General features: G+C 71.4%; 24 protein-coding genes and 1 pseudogene. 9 read left to right on the forward strand and 16 right to left on the reverse strand.

The genetic code is table 11. The annotated features are described in order from the left end of the window. Positions 1–21 precede the first annotated feature (21 nt). From AB0D34_RS01955 to AB0D34_RS01965, 3 genes are all read right to left on the reverse strand, one after another. Positions 22–2,007 (reverse strand): glycoside hydrolase family 97 catalytic domain-containing protein, encoded by a 1,986-nt coding sequence (locus tag AB0D34_RS01955; RefSeq protein ID WP_362654982.1) that lies wholly within the window; start codon positions 2,005–2,007, stop codon positions 22–24. Between the two features lie 336 nt (positions 2,008–2,343). Continuing rightward, on the reverse strand, positions 2,344–2,586 hold the full coding sequence (locus tag AB0D34_RS01960) for a hypothetical protein (RefSeq protein ID WP_362654985.1): 243 nt from the start codon (positions 2,584–2,586) through the stop codon (positions 2,344–2,346). 260 nt (positions 2,587–2,846) lie between these two features. Further along, positions 2,847–3,464: a phosphotransferase gene (locus AB0D34_RS01965; protein WP_362654988.1), complete on the reverse strand. Its 618-nt coding sequence runs from the start codon at positions 3,462–3,464 to the stop codon at positions 2,847–2,849. Between the two features lie 32 nt (positions 3,465–3,496). Between AB0D34_RS01965 and AB0D34_RS01970 the strand changes: the two genes are divergently transcribed. Together AB0D34_RS01970 and AB0D34_RS01975 are read left to right on the forward strand one after the other, a co-directional pair. Beyond that, entirely contained in the window at positions 3,497–3,973 is a 477-nt protein-coding gene (locus AB0D34_RS01970) for a hypothetical protein (protein WP_362654991.1), read from the forward strand. A 109-nt stretch (positions 3,974–4,082) separates the two neighbouring features. Then, complete coding sequence (locus tag AB0D34_RS01975) at positions 4,083–4,478, forward strand: SseB family protein (protein ID WP_362654993.1); 396 nt, start codon at positions 4,083–4,085, stop codon at positions 4,476–4,478. Between the two features lie 251 nt (positions 4,479–4,729). Here the strand turns inward: AB0D34_RS01975 and AB0D34_RS01980 are convergent, their stop codons facing one another. From AB0D34_RS01980 to AB0D34_RS02025, 10 genes are all read right to left on the reverse strand, one after another. Then, positions 4,730–5,710, reverse strand: coding sequence for an AraC family transcriptional regulator (locus AB0D34_RS01980; protein WP_362655396.1), 981 nt, complete (start codon positions 5,708–5,710; stop codon positions 4,730–4,732). Between the two features lie 96 nt (positions 5,711–5,806). Then, positions 5,807–7,183 (reverse strand): FAD-linked oxidase C-terminal domain-containing protein, encoded by a 1,377-nt coding sequence (locus AB0D34_RS01985; protein ID WP_362654996.1) that lies wholly within the window; start codon positions 7,181–7,183, stop codon positions 5,807–5,809. Then, positions 7,180–8,286 carry an acyl-CoA dehydrogenase family protein gene (locus tag AB0D34_RS01990; protein ID WP_362654999.1) on the reverse strand — a complete coding sequence of 369 codons (1,107 nt, stop codon included), beginning with the start codon at positions 8,284–8,286 and terminating at the stop codon, positions 7,180–7,182. The genes AB0D34_RS01985 and AB0D34_RS01990 overlap by 4 nt, the downstream gene beginning before the upstream one ends. Continuing rightward, a complete protein-coding gene (locus tag AB0D34_RS01995) occupies positions 8,283–9,278 on the reverse strand; it encodes a PhnD/SsuA/transferrin family substrate-binding protein (protein ID WP_362655001.1) in 996 nt (331 codons plus the stop codon). The genes AB0D34_RS01990 and AB0D34_RS01995 overlap by 4 nt, the downstream gene beginning before the upstream one ends. Before the next feature lie 10 nt (positions 9,279–9,288). Continuing rightward, on the reverse strand, positions 9,289–10,389 hold the full coding sequence (locus AB0D34_RS02000; RefSeq protein ID WP_362655004.1) for an LLM class flavin-dependent oxidoreductase: 1,101 nt from the start codon (positions 10,387–10,389) through the stop codon (positions 9,289–9,291). Between the two features lie 22 nt (positions 10,390–10,411). Next, on the reverse strand, positions 10,412–11,377 hold the full coding sequence (locus AB0D34_RS02005) for an aliphatic sulfonate ABC transporter substrate-binding protein (protein WP_362655007.1): 966 nt from the start codon (positions 11,375–11,377) through the stop codon (positions 10,412–10,414). Next, entirely contained in the window at positions 11,374–12,090 is a 717-nt protein-coding gene (locus AB0D34_RS02010) for an ABC transporter ATP-binding protein (RefSeq protein ID WP_362655010.1), read from the reverse strand. Before AB0D34_RS02010 ends, AB0D34_RS02005 begins: the two co-directional genes overlap by 4 nt. Positions 12,091–12,092: 2 nt before the next feature. After that, positions 12,093–12,950, reverse strand: a complete 858-nt coding sequence (locus AB0D34_RS02015) for an ABC transporter permease (RefSeq protein WP_362655013.1) — start codon at positions 12,948–12,950, stop codon at positions 12,093–12,095. Then, positions 12,947–13,786 (reverse strand): sulfurtransferase, encoded by an 840-nt coding sequence (locus AB0D34_RS02020; RefSeq protein ID WP_362655016.1) that lies wholly within the window; start codon positions 13,784–13,786, stop codon positions 12,947–12,949. The genes AB0D34_RS02015 and AB0D34_RS02020 overlap by 4 nt, the downstream gene beginning before the upstream one ends. Next, positions 13,783–14,478: a lysophospholipase gene (locus AB0D34_RS02025; RefSeq protein ID WP_362655019.1), complete on the reverse strand. Its 696-nt coding sequence runs from the start codon at positions 14,476–14,478 to the stop codon at positions 13,783–13,785. The genes AB0D34_RS02020 and AB0D34_RS02025 overlap by 4 nt, the downstream gene beginning before the upstream one ends. A gap of 308 nt (positions 14,479–14,786) precedes the next feature. On the opposite strand from AB0D34_RS02025, the gene AB0D34_RS02030 reads away from it, so the two are divergent. Further along, on the forward strand, positions 14,787–15,635 hold the full coding sequence (locus AB0D34_RS02030) for a LysR family transcriptional regulator (RefSeq protein ID WP_362655022.1): 849 nt from the start codon (positions 14,787–14,789) through the stop codon (positions 15,633–15,635). 23 nt (positions 15,636–15,658) lie between these two features. Here the strand turns inward: AB0D34_RS02030 and AB0D34_RS02035 are convergent, their stop codons facing one another. From AB0D34_RS02035 to AB0D34_RS02045, 3 genes are all read right to left on the reverse strand, one after another. Continuing rightward, the gene (locus AB0D34_RS02035; protein ID WP_362655025.1) at positions 15,659–16,051 is read right to left on the reverse strand and encodes a MarR family transcriptional regulator; all 393 of its coding nucleotides are present in this window, start codon (positions 16,049–16,051) and stop codon (positions 15,659–15,661) included. Between the two features lie 66 nt (positions 16,052–16,117). Continuing rightward, positions 16,118–16,468, reverse strand: coding sequence for a VOC family protein (locus AB0D34_RS02040; RefSeq protein WP_362655028.1), 351 nt, complete (start codon positions 16,466–16,468; stop codon positions 16,118–16,120). 126 nt (positions 16,469–16,594) lie between these two features. After that, positions 16,595–17,626: a LacI family DNA-binding transcriptional regulator gene (locus AB0D34_RS02045; protein WP_362655030.1), complete on the reverse strand. Its 1,032-nt coding sequence runs from the start codon at positions 17,624–17,626 to the stop codon at positions 16,595–16,597. Positions 17,627–17,825: 199 nt separating this feature from the next. Here AB0D34_RS02045 and AB0D34_RS02050 point away from each other — a divergent pair, with 199 nt between their 5' ends. From AB0D34_RS02050 to crcB (AB0D34_RS02075), 6 genes and pseudogenes are all read left to right on the forward strand, one after another. Further along, positions 17,826–19,847, forward strand: a complete 2,022-nt coding sequence (locus AB0D34_RS02050; RefSeq protein WP_362655033.1) for a beta-galactosidase — start codon at positions 17,826–17,828, stop codon at positions 19,845–19,847. A gap of 151 nt (positions 19,848–19,998) precedes the next feature. Beyond that, positions 19,999–20,286: a winged helix-turn-helix domain-containing protein gene (locus tag AB0D34_RS02055; protein WP_362655036.1), complete on the forward strand. Its 288-nt coding sequence runs from the start codon at positions 19,999–20,001 to the stop codon at positions 20,284–20,286. 23 nt (positions 20,287–20,309) lie between these two features. Further along, positions 20,310–21,340 (forward strand): annotated as a pseudogene (locus tag AB0D34_RS02060) (SMP-30/gluconolactonase/LRE family protein). A 167-nt stretch (positions 21,341–21,507) separates the two neighbouring features. Continuing rightward, on the forward strand, positions 21,508–21,963 hold the full coding sequence (gene crcB, locus AB0D34_RS02065; RefSeq protein WP_362655039.1) for a fluoride efflux transporter CrcB: 456 nt from the start codon (positions 21,508–21,510) through the stop codon (positions 21,961–21,963). Then, positions 21,960–22,352 carry a DUF190 domain-containing protein gene (locus AB0D34_RS02070; protein ID WP_362655042.1) on the forward strand — a complete coding sequence of 131 codons (393 nt, stop codon included), beginning with the start codon at positions 21,960–21,962 and terminating at the stop codon, positions 22,350–22,352. Before crcB (AB0D34_RS02065) ends, AB0D34_RS02070 begins: the two co-directional genes overlap by 4 nt. Then, positions 22,349–22,723 (forward strand): fluoride efflux transporter CrcB, encoded by a 375-nt coding sequence (crcB, locus tag AB0D34_RS02075; RefSeq protein WP_362655045.1) that lies wholly within the window; start codon positions 22,349–22,351, stop codon positions 22,721–22,723. The genes AB0D34_RS02070 and crcB (AB0D34_RS02075) overlap by 4 nt, the downstream gene beginning before the upstream one ends. Positions 22,724–22,753 lie beyond the last annotated feature (30 nt).

Raw genomic sequence — 22,753 nt, forward strand, 5'->3', positions numbered from 1 at the left:
GCGGTCGACGGCTGACCCCGGTCAGCTCGGCTTCAGGACGACCGCCTGACCGCCCGCCGGGGCCATGGCCACGTTCAGTGTTGACTCCGAGGTGACGGTCTGGGTGCTGACCACGACAGGGGTCTGGTAGGGGCTGGCACCCGGGGTGCCGTCGCCGTAGACCGTCGCCGTGTAGGTTCCGCTGCCCAGGAAGGACAGGGGGAGCGACAGGGTCCGGGACGTCTCGTTGGTCATGGCGCCCAGGTACCAGGTGTCCCCGTTGCGGCGGACGACCGCCACGTACTCGCCGATGGACCCGGCCAGGGTACGGCTCTCGTCCCAGGTGGTGGGGACGGCGTTGAACCAGGGCAGTCCCGGCCAGTTCGCGGGGTTGGCGTACTTGGACGGCTTGTCGTACCAGAAGAGGAAGTTGAGCGGCTGGTAGTACACCGCGGCCATCGCCATCTGGTGGGCGTTGGTCGTCTTGTCCCGGGACTGGCCGTAGCAGATGGTGTAGTCGATCGGACCGCCGATGTTGCGGGCGAAGGGCAGCGTCACGTTGTGCGTGGCGGTCGGGAACTGCTCGTTGCCGCGGACGCCCTCCAGGCTGATCCAGTTGGGGTAGGTGCGCTCGTAGCCGAACGGCCGGACGTCGTCGTGCATGTCGATCAGCAGCCGGTGCTCGGCGGCCGCCTTCGCCCAGTCGGTGATCTGGTTCGTCATCGACTGCGTGCCGTCGTTGATGAAGCCGAGCTTGATGCCCTGGACGCCCCAGCTCTTGTAGAGGGCGAAGAGGGAGCCCGCGTCGGTCAGTGCGAGCCGGTTGACGTAGAGGAAGACGCCGACGCCCTTGCTCGTGGCGTAGGAGATGACCGACGGCAGGTCGATCGCCGCGATCGGCTTGGTCGCGTCGACGGTCGTGAACTCGGGGCCGTACCAGCCGGCGTCGTACTCGACGTACTCCAGGCCCCGGGCCGCGGCGAAGTCGACGCCCGCGAGGCCGGCAGCGGTGGTGAGCTCGCAGCGGAAGACCTTGCCCGGCTTGATCCACGAGGTGTCGGCGAGGACGTTGGGCGGGGCCAGGTTGAGCACCAGCTCGGCGTTGTCGATCAGTTCGGCGTGGGTGGAACCGATTACTGTCGCGCGCCACGGTGTGGCGAACGGAGTCGTCACCGTGCTGGCCGTCTCGACCGGGCCGGTGCCGCGGGCGGTGTGCTCCATCAGGAACGCGGCCAGGGTGCCCGGCCGGCCGTCGACCGAACTGAGCATCAGCCGGGGGAAGTCCAGCCGCGCGGACTCGCAGACGCAGGCGATGAGTCCGTCCGTGAGGTCGGCGGTCAGCGGCAGGTCGGTCAGCGGGCCGTTGTCGGTGGTGGCGGTACCGGTGACCGGGATCGAGCCGGGGGCCACCGGGAGGTAGGCGTTCTCGTCGCGGGCGCTGTAGACGGTGGTGCCGTCGGGGAAGGCGAACGTGGTCAGTTCGTCGGAGACGGTGACCGTGCCCTCGTCGAGCAGCAGGTAGCGCAGCGCCACACCGGTCCGGTAGGCGCGGATCTGTACGCCGAAGCGGATCCCCGAGGCGGTGTCCCGCAGGTCCCAGCGCTGCTCCTGGTAGTGGTCGGTGACGGTGGCGTTGCGCCCGTACACCGGGGTCCAGGTGGTGCGGGTGGTCGCCTGCCCGTCCTGTTGCACCGTCACATCGCTGCCGAGGACGGTCCCGTCGCTCAGTCCGAGGCCGAGGACGGACGTGTCGATCACCGTTCTGCCCTTGTGCTGGACGGACCAGCGCAGGGCTCCGTCCACCACCGACATCGTGATGGCGTTGCCGCCCATGCGCGCTGTCGCGCAGACGGAGTTGCTTGCGCCGGGCGCCTCGGCGGCCGCGTGCGCCGGCTGCGTGGCGCCGACGCCTGCCGCGGCCAGCCCCACGGTGACGGCCGTGCCCTTGAGGACGCCCCGACGGGACAGTGCCCCTGGCCTGCCCGCTCTCTCCGCGGTGGGCTCTTCCCGGTCCTCTGCGGTTCTCATCGTGGGAGGGGCCTCTCCATTGAGGGCCGCGTCGGCGCGCGGCTCGGTGCGGGCGACGGTCCGTCGATGCGGTGCCAGTAAACGTTTTCTGCCGAGGAACGTTGTACGCGCCGGGGGGAGCCGGGTCAAGACCTGCGGAGGCGTTCCGAGTCCGCGGTGAGTGTTGTGGTCGTGGCCTTCGGAGGCGTCGATCACTGTGCGGGCGGCCGCAGGCCGCTGCCGAGCCCCCTCATGAGCGGTGCTGCGCGTCAACCGGGAGGGCTCACGCGGTGGCAGCAGCCTCTTCGTCGCTTCCGGACCGGGCGGTGTCGCGGTCTCCGGCCAGGCGAAGTGCCGTCAGGGCCGCCAGTCCCGCCGTGACGCCGAAGGTGAGGGCGGCGGGAACGCCTCCGCGAGGAAGGCGAGCACGTGCAGTGGACCCCACACATCGGGGGTGTCGTCGATCGCCATGTGCAGGACCTGGCTCGCCAGCAGTCCGAGCACGGTCGCACAGACAGCGCCGGCGGCCATGACCGGTGCCGTGGTCCGGGTGAGCAGACCCGGCAGCAGACGCAGCGACCACCACACCACGGCCGGCACGAGCGCGTCGGCGGCCCGGTACAGCAGCCACTGGCCGAGCGGTGAGGCCGACGGCCCAGTCCAGGCGCCGAGCAGCAGCCACTCGCGCAGCAGGTCACCCGGCTCGGACAGCAGCCCGCCCCGCTGAACGAGGTAAGACGGGCCGGGACATCGACACCGCGTTCGCCCTGCACACCACCGTCCAGGACGGGCGGATCACCAGGTACCACCTCAACGCGCTGTCGCCAAGGCCTACTTCGACGAGTGCCCGTCGGGCCGGGTCACTCCTCCCAGCCGGCCGTCGCGGTCGCTCGTCGCCGCCACTGGCTCACGCCCGAGCCGTGCGGCTCCCAGCGGTGACAGAACTGCCTGAGCGATTCGCAGCGGGCCAGCATGGCGGCCTTCCGCACCGGCCAGGGCGGCACCTCACCGCCGTAGGCCCGAAAGAAGTGGCGTAGTGCCCGGCGCTGAGCGGGGTGGTGCGTGCGCACGATCCACTCGCACCAGGCCAGGTCCTCCACCGGATCTCCCAGGTGGGCGAACTCCCAGTCGACGACTGCTGTGACCGCGCGGGTGGAGGGGTCCAGCAGCATGTTGTGGGGACCGAAGTCGCCGTGCACGAGTACCTTGCCCGACTGGTCGGCGCCCGCCCGGAGCACGCTCGGGTCGGTTTCGTGCAGCCGGCGCAGCAACTCCCCGCAGCTCACCAGGACTTGTACCGCGTGCCCCGAGTCCAGGAGCTCCTGGCCCGGGGTGCCGGCCACGAAGCCGAGCGTGAGGGTGGCACCGTCCGCCGCCGCCACCACCGGCGGCACGGGCAGCAGGCCCCTGAGTCCCGTGAGCAGCACGCGTTCGCGGTGGAGTCTGAGCTCGGCGTCGGGCCCCTCGTACGTCTTCACCGAGCTTCTTCCACGGCGAGCTGGCCGCCGTCATGATCGGCACCGCGTACGCCGCCGCCGACGAGTACGCCCGGATCGTCGCCGCCCGCCCCCTGCTCCTGGAGCCCGACCGCACCCGCGCCGACCTGCACGACTACCAGCGCCACCTCGGCGAGGCCCTCGGCATGATCCACCTGGCCGAGGCGGCCCTCAGGCAGACCGCACAGGACTGGATGGAGGCATGCCGTCGCAATGTGAGCGGCGAGGCGCCCTTCACGCTCGTCGAGGACAACCTGCTCGCCCTGACGTTCCTGAACGCCGGCCGCATGGCCTGGGACGTGCTCCAGGGGGTCCTCTTCCGCACGGCCGGCTCCCGGCACGCCCGCGACGGTGAACGCATGCAGCGCTATTTCCGGGACGCGGCCACGTACTGGACCCACGTGGGGCCCGGCATGTACGAGCCCCTCGTACGGCGGGTCGGCTGCGACACCCTCGGCCTGCCCTCGGAGCACATCGCGCTGATTCCCTGACGTCCCGCACGCATGCTCTCGGCACGCTCGGGTACGCGAGCAGAACCGCGCCCCGGGCGATCATGCCCGCGGACGAGGCCGCACGACCGCCGCTACCAGGGGATCTGCCATGGACACACCCGCCAACGACAACATCGCCACACCGGCCCAGCGGGCGCTGGACGCGCTGACGCAGAACACCGACGACGCGACGGCGCTGAACACGCTCGCGACCAGCGACGTGCTCATTCCGGTCCCCGACGACGCCGGGGACGAGGACACGACCGTGGCGCTGCCCGTGCTGGAGCAGCAGGACGGCGCTCCCGTGGTGCCCGTGTTCACCTCGGAGACGGAGATGGCCGAGCTTCTGCCGTTCGTCTCCCGCTACCGTCTCGTCCCGCTGGGCGCACTCGCCGCGCAGTGGCCCGACGGCGATCTCTCGCTCTCGATCGACGCCAGCTCCACGCATCCGCTGACCCTCACCTCCGAGGGCGTGCGCACACTGCTGGCGCGGCCGCAGGGCTGATCACACACGGTGGGGCCCGGCCACCAGATGCGACGGAGGGGGAGCGGCCGGGCCCGCAGAGGGGTGCGGACGCTCCCGCTGTCGCACCCCGGTTCTCGCATCGGTAACGGGGATGAGCGGCGCCGACCCTGCTCATCCCCGGTGCGGTCTGCGATCGCCGTGCCCCGACCATAGGACCGATCCGGCAGGCCGTCGCTCCGGATTGCGTGGCGCATGGCCGCAAAGCGCGGCGGATCGGCGGGCGTGAGGGCTCACACGGCGCGCAGCGTCTGCGAGGGCGACTCCCCGAAGCGCTCCCGGTACCGCCGCGCGAACCGGCCCAGATGGACGAACCCCCACGCATGAGCCACGTCCGTCACGGTCGTCGTGCCCGGCGCCGCCGCCCGCAGCTGCCGGTGCACGCGTTGCAGCCGCACCTCGTGGACGTAGGCCATGGGCGACATGCCGACATACCTGCGGAAAGCTTCCTGCAGGGTGCGCAGACTGACCTGGGCGATGGCCGCGAGCCGGTTCGCGTCGTACGGCTCGGCGGGCAGCTCCTGCACGGCGTCCATGACCCGCTTCACCGACGCCGGACGCATCGCGGGCGGAGGCGCCGCCAACGTGTCCCGGAACGTGTGGTCGGTGGCCAGCAACATCCCCTCCAGCAGGGCCTGTTCAAGACGACCACGGATCATCGGATGGCTCAGCATCCCGTCCGGGACGTCCCGCTCCCGCAAGTTCCACATCGCGAGCCGCACCCAACTCAGGCCTGGCCCCCGGGAGACGTCCATGTACGGTCCGAACCGCGGCGGACGACGCACCGCCCGGCCCAGCAACACCTCCAACTGCCGTAGTAGGGCGGCCTTGTCGACCTTGACCGTGAGGGCCTGACAGTCGGCGGACCAGGTGTCGATGTGGATGTCGTGCTCGGGATCGAAGACCAGCGCCCGCCGCTCGGTGGCGAACTCCACGTCCGCGCGCCCCTCCTGGACGCTGAAGCAACCGCCGAAGGGCACGGCCACGTGGTACACACCCGGCTCGCCGAAGCTCATCCGCATCTCGGTCCCGAAGCGGATGTCGCCGACGGTGAGCGCGCCGAGCTCGACGACACTGAGCCGGGTGGCGAACAGCGAGGCCTGGCCCGCGACTTCGAGCCGCAGGTCGTAGTAGTGGGCCGCGATCGCGTCGTGCGCCTCCTCCACGGAGCTCGTCGCGTAGCTGCTGAACCCGGCGGCCCGGTCCTCTTCCACGGCCAAGGCGTCGTCAGCCCCTTCCCCGCTCGGTGTCTGCTGTTCAGCATGACCCCGCGCACGGCCGGTCATGCCGGGCAGGACACCACCCGGGTTTCACAGTGCCTTTCCGGGGTTGAGGATGCCTCGTGGGTCGAACACCTCCTTGATGCGGCGCTGCAGGGAGTGGGTGGCGGGCCCGAGTTCCTCGGCCACCCACTGCCGCTTGAGCACCCCCACTCCGTGCTCGCCGGTCAGCGTCCCGCCGAGCCTGAGCGCCAGCGCGAAGATCTCGCCGGCCGCCTCCCACGCGGCGTCCGGCAACCGGTCCAGGGCCCGGTCGACCACGATGATGGGGTGCAGATTCCCGTCCGCCGCATGAGCGATGGTGAACACGGGCACGTCGTGCCGGGCCGAGATCGCCCGGATCTCCCGCACGGCCTCCGCGAGCCGGGACCGCGGCACCGCGATGTCCTCGATCAGGGGACGGCCCAGCCGTTCCAGCGCGGGCAGCGCGAGCCGACGGGCGGCCAGCAGCGCCTCTGCCTCGGCGGGGTCCTCCGTCACCTCCACCGCCGAGGCGAGCGGCGCGAGCAGCCGGGCCACGGCCGCCGTCTCGGCCGCCGCACCCGCCCCGTCGCACTGCACCACCAGCAGCGCGGCTCCCCGCTCCCGCAGCGCCGGGTCGACGGCGTGCAGTACGGGCCCGTCGACGAGTTCGGCCAGCGCGGGTTCGACCCCGGCCCGGGCGACGGCGTACGAGGCCTCGGCCGCCGCCTCGAACGAAGGGAACCAGGCGGCGAGGGTGGCCGTCGCCACCGGGACCGGCCTGAGCCGCAGCGTCGCCGAGGTGATCACCGCGAGAGTGCCCTCCGAGCCGGTCAGGAGCGCGGTGAGGTCGTACCCGGTGACACCCTTGACCGTACGGCGGCCCGTGCTGATCACCGTCCCGTCGGCCAGCACCGCCTCCAGACCCAGCACACTGTCCCGGGTCACCCCGTACTTCGCACACCTGAGGCCGCCCGCGTTGGTCGCGATGTTCCCGCCGATCGTGGACAGCGCCGCACTCGCCGGATCCGGCGCGTACCGCAGCCCGTGTACGCCCGCCGCCCGGTCCAACTCGGCGGTGATCACGCCCGGTTCGACGACGGCGAGCTGGTCGTCGGCCGAGAGTTCGAGCACGCGGTTCATCCCGGAGAGATCCAGCACGAGGGCACCCTCGTCGGCGGTCGCCCCACCCGAAAGCCCGGTGCCCGCGCCCCGGGGCACGACCGGGACCCGCAGCTCGTGGGCGTGCCGGAGCGTGACGGTCACGTCCTCCGTGCGCCGGGCGTGCACCACGGCCAGCGGCTCGCCCCGGGGTCGGGTGCCTGAGCGATCGGTGGCGTGGGTGGCGAGCACGCCCGGGTCGGTGCTCAGCCGGTCGGGCGGCAGATCACGGGCGAGCAGCCCGAGGAACCGCGCCGACACGGTCGTTTCCGGTGCCGCTGTCATGGGTTCAACGCCTTCGTTCCGATCGCGAGCAGGGCGATGTCCTCCTGGGGCGCGTGCACCGGCGCGCACTGGATGTCCCGGAAGTGCCGCTCCAGCGGGTTGCCCCGGGACAACCCCGGATTCCCCAGCAGCCGTACGGCCGCCTCGACTGCCCGCACCCCGTGCCGGTCCGCCAACACCCGTGCTCCCAGGGCCTGTTCGGGCGTGTACGAGGTGTCACCGGCGTCCAGCTTCGCGGCACCGTCGAACACCAGCTGCTCGGCCGCCGCCAGCAGCACCTCGATCTCCCCGGCCGTACGGCGGAAGCGTTCCGTACGCGCCACCGGATGACCGAGGTTGGCGGGCACGCGCGCGTGGGCGAAGGTGTGGAAGAACGCCTGCGCGGCCCTGGCGACACCCAAGTAGAGGGCGGCGAGCGGGAGATGGAGCGCGGCGCCCGCCCGGTTGTCCTGCTCGGCGGCGGGCCCGTGCGGCCCGATCCCGATCACGTGCTCGTACGGCACCTCGACATCCCGGAAGGTCACGTCGTGACTACCGCTCGCCCGCAGGCCCAACTGGTCCCAGCGCCCGGTGATCTCGATGCCGGGCGAGTCCCCCGCCACCAGGAAGGTGCCCACCCGCGGTTCGTCCTCGTCGGTGGTCGCCCACACCAGGAACCAGTCGAGCCCCTCGGCCCCCGTCACGAACCGCTTGGTCCCGCTGACCGCCCACCCGTCGGCGGTCCGCCTGGCCCGGGTCGCGGGCAGCCCGCCCCGCGCGGGGGAACCCAGATCGGGCTCCACACGCGCGTGGTTGAGCAACACAGGACGCGCGAACGACTCCTTCACCACGCGCGCGTACAGCTCCTCGGGCCAGTGCGGCTGTACGGCCTGACGGGCGTGGTTGGTGAGCGTCATCGCCGCGATCAGGGCGACGGACGGGTCGGCCCGGCCCAGCGAGTGCAGGATGCGCGCGCTCTCCTCGACGCCCGCGCCCCGGCCGCCGTACTGCTCGCCGATGGTGGCGGTGAGCAGTCCCGCCTCGTGGGCGATGCGCAGGGACTCGGCGGGGAAGGCGGCCGATCGGTCGTACTCGGCTGCGAGGTCGGCGATGCGCTGGGTCACAGTGCCTTCTCGAGGTCGGCGTTGAGCTGGGTGGTCCAGAACGACTTCACGTCCAAGTGCTGCTTCAGCGCTCCGAGTTCGGTGAACGCGTCGGCGACCTTCTGCTGTGAGGCGACGGCGTCGTCGCCCACCGTGCGGGCCTGCGTGGGGCGTTGCGCCTGCGCGTCCGTGAGGTCCTTCTTCGCCTGGGCGAGGGGCTGGTGGGTGGCGTCCGCGGTGACCTGGGCGAAGCCGTCCAGGTGGCCGTCGCGGACGTAGGCGTACGCCTTGGTGATCCGGGCGATCAGGTCGGCGGCGGCCGCCTTCTGCTCCGGGCTCTTCAGCACGCTGTCCCGCGCCGACCAGAGGAAGTTGCCGGACAGGATGTCCTTGCCGGAGCCGACCGTCGTGGCGCCCTGCTGGTGGGCGGTGATGATCGAGGTGCCGTAGGAGGCGAAGGCGTCGATGCCGCCGCCGTTCAGAGCGGCCAGGCCGTCGTTGGGCAGAAGCGGCTTGGCGTCGATGTCGGACCACTTCAGGCCGGCCTGCTTCAGCAGCTCGTACAGGAAGTAGTGGGCGGTGGTGTTCTGGACGTAGCCGACCCTCTTGCCCTTCAGGCCGGCGATGTCGGTGACCTTGGAACCCCTTGGGACGACGACCTCCTGGTTCAGGGTCGCGCCCTTCTGCACGGCGACGACCTTGAAGTTGGGGTCGCCGTCGGCGGCGGCGAAGACCGGCGGGATCTCGCTGGAGGACGCGAGGTCGAGGGCTCCGGCGCGGACGGCCTGGAGCTGCTGGTCACCGCCCTGGAAGAGGCTCCACTTGACGCGGTAGGGGGTGTCGTCGAGGTGGGCGTACTTCAGCACCGCCTCCTCGGTCTTCCAGCCGGTCGCACCGACGTTGAGGGTGACGGTGGGGGACTCGGCCCGGGCGTCGCCGCCGCATGCCGTCGCGAAGGGCAGGAGCAGGGCGACTACGGCGGCGGACGTGCGCAGGGAACGTCGGAACAACACGGGCTCTCCATCAGGCAGCGTGGGCGCCGGCGGCGCGGTGGGCGAGTTCCTGCCGGACCAGCGGCAGGACGTGACGGGCGTAGTCGATGGCGTCGTTCAGCGGGTCGTAGCCGCGGATCGACAGCAGGTCGCAGCCGATGTCGACGTAGTCGAGCAGGGCCTTCGCGACCGTCTCCGGGGAGCCGACCAGTGCGGTCGAGGCGCCGGCCGCGTTGGTGGCGACCGCCGGGGCGGTCCACAGGCAGCGGTCGTGGAGCTCGCCGCGGTCGGCGATGTCGAGGAGCCGCTGGGAGCCGACGTTGGCCGGGCGACCCGTGGTGCGGTAGTGCCGCAGCAACTCGGTGTTCTTCGCCTGGTCCTTGAGGACGCCGAGCGTGCGGTGGGCCTTCTCCCAGGCCAGCTCGTCGGTGGCGGCGATGATCGGGCGGAACGACACCCAGATACGGGGGTGCGGGCGCCCCGCGGCGTCGGCGACCGCGTTGACGGCGGCGATCTGCTCTGCCGTCTCCTTCAGCGGCTCGCCCCACAGGCCGAAGATGTCGCCCTGCTGCCCGCCGACCCGGTAGGCGTCCTGGGAGGAGCCGCCGACGGAGATGGGGATCAGCCCTTTGACCGGCTTCACGTCCGAGTAGTAGCCCTCGAACCTGAAGTACTTGCCCTCGTGCGAGACCGGCCCGTCGGCCTGCCACACCTTCCGCAGGATCTGGATGTACTCGTCCGAACGCTCGTACCGCTCGGTCTTGTTGAGGTAGTCGCCCTCCCGGCGCTGCTCCTCGTCACTGCCACCGGAGATGATGTGGACGGACAGCCGCCCGTCGCTGATCCGGTCCAGCGTGGCGAGGGCCCGGGACGCGTGGGTCGGGAAGACAACACCCGGCCGGTGCGCCAGGATCGGGCGGATCCGCTCGGTGTGGGTGGCGACGAACTGGGCGATCTGGAAGGCGTCCGGGGACGCCGAGTGGTAAGCGACCAGGGTGTGGTCGAAGCCGCCGTCGTCCAGGGCGCGGGCGTACCTGCGCAGATGGTCGCGGTCGAAGCCGGTGCGGCTCGTGGCGGCGGGCCCCGAAGCCCCGCTGTCGGTGTGGACGGCGCTGATGAACTCGACAGGCATGAGAACTCCCTTGTGGCGGCGACTACTTGAGAAGTGACGTGTCGGCCGACTTCGCCACGTCGACGTTCGGTTCCAGGACCCCGATGCCGTTCATGAGGTCGGCCACGCCCTGGACGGTGCTGTTCACGTCGTCGGTGATCGGCAGGACCTTGCCGTACGCCGCCGAGGCCAGTGTCCTCGCCACGGTGGCGTCGGCGCCGTTACGGGTCTCGATGGCCTTGGCGTAGGCGTCCTGGTGGGTGCTGGTCCAGGTCAGGGCCGTACCGAGGCGCTTGAGGAAGTCGGTCAGCGCGGCCTTCTTCGACGAGTCGGCGAGGGCCTTGTCGGAGGCGTTGATGAACCCGATGCCACTGACCCGGCCGTCCGCGCCGTCCACCAACAGCTTGCCGCCCTGCTCCAGACCGACGGCCTGGTAGACGCCGAAGGTCGCCCACGCCTTGATCTTCCCGGAGGCGAACGCGGCCTGTGCGTCGGTCGGCAGCAGGTACTGGACCTTGACGTCCTGGTAGCTCAGGCCGTTCTGCTTGAGCACGTTGGCCAGCAGATACTCCGAGACACTGCCCTTGGCCGAGGACACCACGACCTTCTGGCCCTTCAGGTCCTTCACACTGTCGATGCCGGAGTCCTTGCCGACGACGATGCCGACATGGGTGCCGTCGTTCTGCAGAGCGGCCACGTTCTTGATCTGCACTCCACCGCTGAGGGCCTGGAGGGCCGGCAGGTCGGCGGAGTAGCCGGTGTCGGCGGCACCCGCCTGCACGGCCTGGTAGAGCGGGGCAGCGCCCTCGAACTCGGCCCATTTCACCTTGTACTTGGCGCCCTTGAGGGCGTCCGAGGCGGCGACGATGGTCTGGAGGGTCTTGGCCTGGTCGCCGACGGTGAGGGTGACCTCCTTGGACGAGGCCTCGGCGGAGGAGTCGGCGCCGCAGGCTGTCAACGCCAGCAGGGCGGAGAAGCTCAGTGCGGCGGTGGCGAGTCTGCGGATCACGAGGGGGTTCCTTCCAGGGTGCGGGTCACGCCGAGCCAGTTCAGGAGGCGGGCGCGCAGGGAGACGAACTCGGGGGCGGTCAGATCACGGGCGCGGGGCAGGTCGATGGTGAGCTCGTGGGCGATCCGGCCCTCGTCCATCACCAGGACCCGGTCGGCGAGCAGCAGCGCCTCCTCCACGTCATGGGTGACCAGGAGGATCGCGCAACCGTGCCGCTGCCACAGCTCGGCCACCAGCTGCTGCACCCGGCCCCGGGTCAGGGCGTCGAGAGCGCCGAACGGCTCGTCCAGGAGCAGCAGTTCGGGCTCACGGACCAGGGCGCGGGCCAGGGAGACGCGCTGGGCCTGGCCACCGGAGAGCGTCTTGGGCCAGACGGTCGCGCGGTCCGCGATGCCGACCTCGTCGAGCGCCTTCGCGGCCAGCGCGCGATCGGGTCGCCCGGGAAGTCCGAGGACGACGTTCCGCCACACCTTCAGCCACGGCAACAGCCGCGGTGACTGGAAGGCGGCGCTGCGCCGTGCGGGTACGGTCACCTCGCCGCCGATCTCCTCGTCGAGCCCGGCGAGGATCCTCAGCAGCGTCGACTTCCCGCAGCCGCTGTGCCCGAGCAGGGCCACGAACTCACCCTCACGGATGTCGAGATCGAGCTCGTGCAGGACCGTGTTGCCGTCGAAGGCGCGCGAAAGTCCGCGTATTTCCACGCTGTTGGGCATGTCTAGGCCTCGCCCTCGAAGTTGGCCCGCCACGTGAGCAGACGGCGGGAAAGGATGCGTACGGCGAAGTCGCAGGCGAGTCCGAGCAGCGCGTACACGACGAGGCAGAGCACGATGACGTCCGTACGGAAGTACTGCTGGGCGTTGCTCATCAGATAACCGAGCCCCGCGTCCGCGTTGATCTGTTCGGCGAAGACCAGCGCCAGCCACGCGGTGGACAGCGCGTACCGGAGCCCCACGAGCGCGCCGGGCAACGCGCTCGGCAGGATCACGTACGTGATCAGGCCGAGCCTGCCCAGGCCCATCATCCGTGCGGCCTCGACGAGTTGGGCGTCGGTGGAGCGGATGCCGCCGTAGATGTTGAAGTACAGCGGGTAGGTCACGCCGAGCGCGACCAACGCGATCTTCGGGGTCTCCTCGATGCCGAACCAGATGATGAACAGCGGGATCAGACCCACCCACGGGATGGCCCGGAACATGCCCATCGAGGAGTCGATGACGTCCTCGCCGAGCCGGAACAGCCCGGCGAGGAGGGACAGACTCAGAGCGATCGTGGCGCCGATGAGGAAGCCGGTGGCGGCCCTGCGGCCCGACGCGGCGATGGCGCTGGGGAGTTCGCCGTTCTTCGTGAGCTCGACGGCCTGCTCGATGACGTCGACGGGCGAGGCCAGCACGGACTCCGGGAGGACTCCGGTGGCCGAGGTCAGGAACCACAGGAGGACGAGACCGACGGGGCCCGCTGCCCTTCGCACGGAACGGGGGACCGCGAAGCGGCTGCCGCTCTTCGTGGTGCCGCGGATGGTGACCCGGGCGGCTTTCGCCGGGGCGGCCTGTTGCAGCACCGGTGTGTTCGTCGTCATGGCCGGCTTCCCTTCGTGGCCGGTCGTTCCGGGTCGGACGACCAGGCGGACCAGGAGCCGGGGAAGAGGGCGGCCTCGAACCCGGCGATCTCCAGCGCGGCGATCTGATGGGCCGCGGTGACGCCCGAACCGCAGTACACGCCGATGCGCTCCGCTGTGCCGGCGCCCCGCTCCTCGAACCGCTTGCGCAGTTCCTCGGCCGGCAGGAAGGTGCCGTCCGCCGCGAGGTTCTCGCCGGTCGGCGCGGACACGGCACCCGGGATGTGACCGGCACGCGGGTCGACCGGCTCCACCTCGCCGCGGTACCGCTCCCTCGCCCGCGCGTCCAGGAGCAGCCCGGACACGGTGAGTTCGGCGGCTCCGTCCGCGTCAACCACGGGCAGCGCACCCGCCCGCAGGACGACGTCACCCGGCGGCGGATCGGTGGGCAACCCCGACTCCAGGGGCAGTCCTGCGGCCCGCCAGGCACCGAGCGCCCCGTCGAGCAGGGTCACCGTGCCGAGCCCGGCGTACCGCAGGAGCCACCAGGCCCGCGCGGCGGCCGTGTTGCCCAAGTCGTCGTAGACGACGACGGGTTGGCCCTGCCGGAGACCCCACCGGCGTGCCGCCTCCTGAAGGTCCTCGATCGAGGGCAGCGGATGTCGGCCGCCGTCGGGGCTCGGGGCGGACGCGAGTTCGGTGTCCAGGTCGACGTAGACCGCGCCCCGGATGTGGCCCTCGGCGTAGTGCTCGCGGCCGTGCGGATCACCGAGCGCCCAGCGGACGTCGAGCAGGGCCGGGGGAGTGTCCGAGGCAAGCAGCTCGCGGAGTTCCGCGACGGTCACGGTGACGGTCATGCCCGCTCCTCGGCGATCGGCGGCAGCTCGGGGGACAGCCGCAGCCGCTCCAGGAAGAGGACGACCGTGGCGGCGACGGTGCGGTGCAGGGCGTCGTTGAGAAGGTCGTGCCGACCGCCGTGGAACAGGACGGTCCGCGCACCCGCGTACGCGGCGAGGGCCTGGTCGACCGGGCTCACCGTGTCGTCCTCGCCGTGCAGGGCCAGGACGGGGACGTGTACGCCGTCGAGGTGGGGTCCGGGCAGCTCGGGAGCCGAGCCGAGGGCGCCCCGCCGGAATTCCGGGTCGTTCGTCAGCCGCCCCTGGTGGGTCGGGCACGCGGTGCGGGCCTCGACCTCAGCCTGCCAACTCCCGGGCGTCCAGGGGGAGGTGGGCAGTCCGGCCAGGATCAGGGCGTCGACGTCCACGGTCCGCTCGGCGGCCAGCCGGGCGGCGTACAGCGCTCCGGTGTCCGAGCCGACCAGCACCTTCGGGCCGGGCAGTGACTCGTCGGCGAGCAGTTTGGACGCCTCGTCGAGGACGGAGGGGTCGGCGGAGGCGTCGCCGAGGGCGCGGACCCGGTACGCGTCGAAGGCGAGCCGGCGGCCGAACCGCTCGTACACACCGCCGTGTTCACCACGGCCGGCCAGCACGATCAGGGTGCCGCGCGCGGCGAGACCTTCGGGTTCGTCCCAGGAGAAGGAGGAGGGCATGAGGGGGCAACTCCCGTGTCAGGGCAGGGAAATGTGCAGACAGGAGGAGCTGTCACGGGTCAGCAGGAAGTGAACGTGATCAGCTCAGAAAGAGACGCGGCCGGAGGCCGCGGGGAGGTCAGCGACAGCGCGCGCTGCACGCCACGCCGAAGTCGATGACTCGGCGCTGCGTCAGAAGGGCAGCAGTAGTGGTCGCGTGCAGCATGCGTTCATGATGACCGACCGTGACGGACCGCGTCCAACGACGATTCCGCATCGAAACCGATCAGCTATCGCGATCGATCGACCCTAGCGGCTAGTGTCACGGCATGCCCCAACCCGTCCTGGACATCGTGGCCCTGCGCAGCCTGACCGCGATAGCCGACTGCGGCGGCTTCCACCGCGCCGCCCAGGCCCTCGCCCTGAGCCAGTCCGCGGTCAGCCAGCATGTGCGCAAGCTGGAGAAGATTCTGGGGCGTCCGGTCGTCGAGCGTGAGGGCCGCGGAACCCGCTTCACCCCCGAGGGGCGCCTCCTCCTCGAACAGGCCCGCCGGATCCTGGCCGTCCACGACGAGGCCGTGCGCACCCTCCTCGGTGCCGACGGCGACACGGTCACGATCGGCTCCACCGAGCACGCCGCCGACCAGTTCCTGCCGAGGCTGACCGCCGCCGTCGAGGCGGTCCGCCCGGGTTGCCGGGTGCGTTTCCGCATCGACCGCTCCGCGCGGCTGGTGGAGGCCGTGGAGCGCGGCAGCGTCGATGTCGCGGTGTACGTCACCGAGGCCGCCGCGACCGAGGGCACCCGCGTCGGCGGCCTGCCGCTGACCTGGCACGCCGTACCCGGCTGGGAGCCGCCGCGGGCGCCGGCCCCGGTGCCGCTGGTGGCCATCGAGGACCCGTGCGCGATCCGCCGCCGCGCCATCGCGACCCTGGCCGCACGCGGGGTACCCGCCACGGTCGTCGGAGACGCCGGCTATCTCGCGGGCGTCCTGGACATCGCCCGCACGGGCCAGGGCGTGGCACTGCTGGCGGCGGTGGGCCCCGCCCCCGACGGCCTGACCCCGTACGAGGGCCTGCCCGACGTCACCCCGATCCCCATGAGCGCCCTCGCCCGACCGGGCGCGGACCCGGCGACGGTGGAGGCGGCGTTCGAGGCGGTACGGGGCCTGCTGGCTTAGCGGGCGCCAGGGCCGCTCCGCTCTCAGGCGTCGTCGAGCATCCGGGCCAGGACGCCCCGCTGAAGCGGCAGCACCTCGGTATGCAGTGCACGGCCCTTACGGGTGAGCGAGACATACACCCCGCGTCGGTCCTCCACGCACATGGACCGCTCCACCAGCCCGTCCTTCTCCAGCCGCCCGATCAACCGCGACAACGCACTCTGGCTGAGATGCACCCGCCCGGCCAGATTCTGCACCCGGCACTGATCCCCCTCGCGGGGCGACTCCGTGGCGAGGATGTCGAGCACCTCGAAATCGCTCGCGCCCAGTCCGTGCGGATGCAGCACGCGGTCGATCTCGCACATCGTGCGCGCGTGCACCGCCAGGATGTCCCGCCAACGCTCCTCGAGACCGGTCTCGACCGTTTTCACCGCCATACATGCACGGTAACACCGATCCGGCCATTCATTGAGTGCGCAACTAGTGCACGCGCAAGGAGTTGGTCAGTCCTGAGGGTCCTGGGTGATGCCGACCAGGTTCCCGTCCGCGTCCCGGACGAAGGCGATCAGCTTGCCGCCGCCGACGTCCTGGACGTCCTGCAGTGTCTCCGCCCCGGCGGCCACGAGCGCCGCGAGGGTCGCCCGGATGTCGTCCACGTGCCAGTAGGGCACCGGTCCTGTCATGCCCCGGGCGTGCCCGTTGGGGTCGAGGCCGACGTCCTGCCCGGCGTCCTTGAAGCCGACGTAGTACGGCTCGTCGGCATACGGCTCCACCCCCAGTAGTGCGCTGAACAGGGCCTTCGCCGCGGCCAGGTCCTTGACGGGGTAGATGATCGTCTTGAGGCCCGCAGTCATGGTGTGCTCCTTCGTGAGGTGGTCCCCGACGTTCCGCGTCGGTGGTCTCACGCTAGGCCGGGGGAGGGGAGGGCCGCTTCTCCGATCCTGACCGGTCACCGTCCGCCCGCCCCGACGCACCGGGGCTCACGCCGACTCCCGCCGCACCAGCTCCGTGGGCAGGATCACCGCCGCCGGATCCTCGCCCCCCAGTTGCGCCAGCAGCACCCGCACCATCTCGGCGCTGATCCGGTCGTAGGGCTGGCGGATGGTGGTGAGGGCGGGCGTGGCCTCCGTCGCCGCGATGGAGTCGTCGAAGCCGCCCACGGGGACGTCCTCGGGGACCCGGCGGCCCGCCCGGCGCAGGGCCGTCAGGGCGCCCAGCGCCATGAGGTCGGAGGCGACGAACAGGGCGTCCATGTCCGGGGCCCGCGCCAACAGCCGCTCGGTGCCCTCCTCACCCGCGGTCCGGCTGTAGTCGCCGGAGACGACGAGCCGCTCGTCGATCTCGATGCCGGCCTCGGTGAGCACCTCCTTGTAGCCCGCGAGGCGGTCCACACCGCCGGGTGAGTCCGGCGGACCGGTCACGATGCCGATCCGGCGGCGGCCAAGGGACAGCAGATGGCGCACCATGTCACGGGCGCCGTCGCGGTCGTCCGCGGCCACGTAACTCACCTTCGAACCCGACCGCATGGGCTTGCCGCACTGCACGACGGGCACGCCCGCCTTGTGCAGCTCCTCGGCCACCGGGTCGGCGGAATGGCTGGTCACCAGCAGCACGCCGTCGAGGTGGCCGGCCGTGATGAACCGCTTGATCCGGCGCCGCTCGTCCTCGGTTCCCGCCAGCATCAGCAGCAGCGGGATGTCGTGCGCGGCCAGCGCCTGGGTGCAGCCGCGCAGCAGGACGTTGAAGTTGGGGTCCTCGAAGAACCGCTCCTGCGGCTCCGTGAGCAGGAAGCCGACCGAGTCGGAGCGTCCGGTGATCAGGGAGCGGGCGTGCCGGTTGACGACGTACCCGGTCTTGCGGATGGCTGCGTTGACCGCCTCCAGGGCGGGAGGGCTGACGTAGTGTCCGCCGTTGAGCACACGCGAGACGGTGCCCCGCGAGACCCCGGCCTCGCGGGCCACGTCGTGGATCGTCGGCGGTTTACGCCGGCCCCCCGCATTGTTCATGGTCAAGACTCTAAGGCCCGGGAGGGCGCGAAGGAGGGGCTCGTACGGCGGGGACGGCAGCGGCGGCATTCCGACGCTCTGGGATCGTGCACAGAAAAGTCTCACCGAAAGCACTTGGCAAGCCTCGTCCCTGTACGGTTACCTTGGGCCGCACACCTCTGGAGCCGTGTGTGCACGTTCCCATCCACTCGAAACGGGAGAGACCATGCCGGAGACCACCCCCAGGGGCCTCACCAGGCTTGCCTTCGGCGGGGACTACAACCCGGAGCAGTGGCCGGAGAGCGTCTGGGACGAGGACGTCCGGCTGATGCGCGAGGCCGGGGTCACCATGGTCAGCGTAGGGATCTTCTCCTGGGCGCTCCTGGAGCCGGAACCCGGCGTGTACGACTTCGGCTGGCTGGACCGGATCATCGACCTGCTGCACGCGAACGGCGTCCGTGTCGACCTCGGTACGCCCACCGTCGTACCGCCCGCCTGGTTCTACCGCGCCCACCCCGACGCGCTGCCCGTCACGGCCGACGGCAACCGTCTCGCGTTCGGCTCGCGTGGCGCCATCTGCCACAGCGACAGCGCCTACCGCGCGGCCGCCGCGAACATCACCACCAGGCTCGCCGAGCGCTACGCCGACCATCCCGCCCTCGCGATGTGGCACGTGCACAACGAGTACGGCGTCCCCGTCTCCGCCTGCTACTGCGACTCCTGCGCCGCCCACTTCCGCCGCTGGCTGGAGACGACGTACGGCGGAGTCGACGGCGTCAACGAGGCCTGGGGCACCGCCTTCTGGGGCCAGCACTACACGAGCGTCGAGCAGATCGAGCCACCCCGCACCGCGGCCACCGTCGGCAACCCCGGCCAGGCGCTGGACTACAAGCGGTTCGCCGACGCCACCATGCGCGAGAACTTCGTGATGGAGCGGGACATCCTGCACCGGCTCTCCCCGGGCGTCCCGGTCACCACCAACTTCATGACCGCGCTCAGCCAGTGCGACTCCGTCGACTACTGGGCCTGGGGCCGCGAGGTCGACATCGTCACCAACGACCACTACCTCATCACCGACGGCCGCCGCACCCACGTCAACCTCGCGATGGCCGCGGACCTGACCCGCTCGGTCGCGGGCGGCGCACCCTGGATCCTGCTCGAACACTCCACCTCCGGTATCAACTGGCAGCCCCGCAACCCCGCCAAGGCCCCCGGCCAGATGGCCCGCAACTCCCTCGCGCACGTGGCCCGCGGATCCGAGGGCGCCATGTTCTTCCAGTGGCGCCAGTCCCGGCGCGGCGCCGAGAAGTTCCACTCCTCGATGGTCCCGCACGGCGGCACCGACACACGCGTGTGGCGCGAGGTCGTCGAACTGGGCGCCTCCCTCGACTCGTTGAGCGCCATCCGCTCCACCCGCACCCAGGCCGACGTGGCCGTCCTGTGGGACTGGCACTCCTGGTGGGCGCAGAACCTGGACTGGCGGCCCAGCGTGGACCACGACGCGCGCGAGCGCGCCGACGCCTTCTACGAGGCCCTCTACGACCGCCACCTCACGGTCGACTTCGCCCACCCGGAAGCCGACTTGTCGGCCTATCCCCTTGTCGTCGTACCGGCTCTCTATCTGATGACGGAGACCGCCGGGAACAACCTCAGGGAGTACGTCGAGAACGGCGGCACCCTCGTCGTCTCGTACTTCTCCGGCATCGTCGACGAGCACGACGCCGTCCACGAGGGCGCCCACCCGGGCGCACTGAGGGACGTTCTCGGTCTCACCGTCGAGGAGTTCTCGCCGCTGCTCCCGGACCAGCTGGTGCGCATCACCGGCCCCGACGGCTCCGAGCTCACCGGCGACGTGTGGACGGAGTTCGTGGTGCCGCGCGGCGCCGAGACCGTGTGGACGTACGCCGACGGCCTGACCGCGGGCCACCCCGCCGTCACCCGGCACCGCCTCGGCGAGGGCACCGCCTGGTACGTCTCCACCCGCCTGGCCGCCCAGGGCCTCGACGCGCTGCTCGGCTGGGCCGCGGAGGACGCCCAACTGCCCTCCCGCGCGGACCTGCCCGACGACGTCGAGGTTGTGCGACGCAACGGCGAGGCCGGTTCCTTCGTCTTCGTGGTCAACCACACCGCGGCCGAGGCCAAGGTGCCCCTGGAGGCGGGGGGCACCGAACTGCTCACCGGAGAGCCCGCGGCGGGCAGTCTCGCCGTCCCGGCGGGCGCCGTCCGGGTCGTACGACTCGACGGCTGAACCGACTCCCCTCCGCCCGCGAGACCACGAGCCGCGGGCGGAGGGGGCCAGTTCGATATCGGACAAGCTCGGCGACTTGGGGACACGGCGGCTCCGGCTGCGGGACAGTGGGCACACCCGGTTTCAGGAGGCTCGGACGGAGGCGCGAGCGATGCTGAGAACTCCCACCGGCGAGATGCGCCTGGCCATCCTGGAGTGGCTGAAGGACCCGGCTGCGCACTTCCCGCCGCAGCGGCACATCGACCCCGTCGAGGACGGCGTCAGCGCCGACGCTGTCGCGGGCAAGCTCGGGGTGCCCCGCTCGGTCGCGGAGACCCACCTGGGCCTCCTGGTGAACATCGGCCTGCTGCGCGCCAGGAGAATCCGGTGGCGGACCTACTACCGTCGGGACGAGATGCGCATCGCGGAGGTGGCGCGCATGTTCGAGAAGGGCTGGTAGCGACCGCACCGGAAGGGCACCTCATGGACCGTCCCACCGCACTGACCCCACGCCACTACGTCGCGATCGGCGGCCGCGGACCCGAGGACGTCGTCGCCGACGCCCGCGGCCGGATCCTGACCGGAGTGGAGGACGGCCGCATCCTGCGCGTCGACGGCCTCACGGAACCCCTCGCCGCCCGCGTCGAGACGCTCGCCGACACCGGCGGCAGGCCACTCGGCCTCGAACTCCTCCCGGACGAGGGCCTGTTGGTGTGCGACGCCGAACGCGGACTGCTGGGCGTCGACCTCGCCGACGGCACCGTACGCGTCATCGCCGACGAGGTGGCGGGGGAGAGGCTGCGGTTCTGCAGCAACGTCGTCGCACTCTCCGACGGCAGCGTGTACTTCACCGTCTCCAGCCGGAGTTACCCGCTGGACCTGGGGGTCCCCCCACGCCCTCAAGGCAGTGGGGGAGGATCGGCGACATCGTCGAACACACCGGGACCGGCCGCCTGCTGCGCCTGGCACCCGGCGACGACACCCCCGAAGTCCTCCTTGAGGGGCTGCAGTTCGCCAACGGCCTGGCCGTGAGCGCCGACGAGTCCTTCCTGGCCGTCGCCGAGACCGGGGCGTACCGCCTCACCCGCTACTGGCTCGAAGGACCGCGGGCCGGCCGCAGCGAACCCCTCGCCGAGAACCTCCCCGGCATGCCCGACAACATCTGGCGCGGCGGACCCGACGGCCCCATCTGGGTCTCCCTCGCCGGCCCGCGCGTACCCCCGCTCGACCTGCTGCACCGCGCCGCCCCGCCGGTCCGCCGAGCCGCCGCCCGCGCGGCCGTGCGCGCCCCCTTCCGGCCGACCGGCACCATCGGCGCCCTCGCCGTCGACGACCACGGCGAGACCGTCCGCCCCCACTCTCAACTACGTTCGAGCGGGGGGACCCCCATCCTCACCCGGCACCGGTCCCGCTTCCGCATGGTCACCAGCGTCTGTGAGGCCTCCGGGCACCTGGTACTCGGCAGCCTCTGGGAGCGCGGCATCGCGCTGTGCGAGCCGCCCGCCGCGAAGTGACCCCGGCAGGCACCCGGCGTTACCCTGGTCCTCGGTCGCGATCACCCTCGCGGCACGGCGGTGGGGCCCGCCGTACCCGAACCGCGGCGAAGGCGCCGCCAACGGTCCCTACTTGCGATGGAGCGCGCCCGCATGCCCGGGCCCCGGCGAGTAGGAGAGACACGACCATGACAGCCCCGGAGAGCCTCCGCACCCCCACCGGGCCCCCACGCCAGGCCGTCTGGCAGGGCCAGGCACCCGTGGTCGCGGTGGTCGCGCTCGGCGGCGCCCTGGGTGCCACGGCCCGGTACGCCCTCGCCCTCCACTGGCCCGCCCAGCCCGGCGGATTCCCCTGGGCGACCTTCTGGACCAACGTCGTCGGCTGTGCCGTCATCGGCGTGTTCATGGTCGTCATCACCGACGTGTGGGCCGCCCACCGCCTGGTCCGCCCCTTCTTCGGCACGGGCGTCCTCGGCGGCTTCACCACCTTCTCCACCTACGCCGTCGACATCCAGAAACTCGTCGACCACGGCCACCCGGCCACGGGTCTGGCCTATCTCTCCGCGACCCTGCTCGCGGCCCTCACCGCGGTGTGGCTCGCGTCCCAGGCCGCCCGCCGCGTCCTGAAGTGGAGGCAGCCATGACGAGGCTGACCGGCAACGCCCTGCGCGTCACCGTCCACATCGGCGAGAACGACACCTGGCACCACAAGCCCCTCTACACCGAGATCGTGCACCGCGCCCACGCAGCGGGGCTCGCGGGGGCGAGTGTGTTCCGCGGCATCGAGGGCTTCGGCGCCTCCTCCCTCATCCACACCTCCCGGCTGCTCTCCCTCAGCGAGGACCTGCCGGTGGCCGTGGTCATCGTCGACACGGAGACGCGCGTACGGGAGTTCCTGCCGCAGCTCGACGAACTCGTCACCGAGGGCCTGGTCACCCTCGACCACTGCGAGGTCATCCGGTACGTCGGCCGGGACGACAGTCGGGACCGGACTCAGGACAAAGCGGGCACGAAGGGTAAGAAGTCGTTGTGAACTGGCTGCTCGTCATAGCGGGTGCCGTGGTCGGTGCCCCGCTCCGCTACCTCACCGACCGCACGGTGCAGTCGAGGCACGACTCGGTCTTCCCCTGGGGCACCTTCGCAGTGAACGTCACCGGCTGTCTGGTCCTCGGCCTGCTCACCGGCGCGGTGGCTGCCGGGGCCGCCGGATCCCACCTCCAGCTGTTGCTGGGCACCGGTCTGTGCGGGGCGCTGACGACGTACTCGACGTTCTCCTACGAGACCCTGCGGCTGACGGAGACCGGGGCGCGCTTCTACGCCGCGGTCAACGTGGTCGCGAGTGTGGTGGCGGGGTTGGGAGCGGCCTTCGCGGGCGTGGCGCTGGCGCAGGTGGTGTGGGCGTAGGAATCGGTCCTCGCCCGGGTGTAGTAAGAC

Origin of the sequence: Streptomyces sp. NPDC048420 (assembly GCF_040651535.1) — a bacterium.
In the GTDB taxonomy this organism is placed as follows: domain Bacteria; phylum Actinomycetota; class Actinomycetes; order Streptomycetales; family Streptomycetaceae; genus Streptomyces.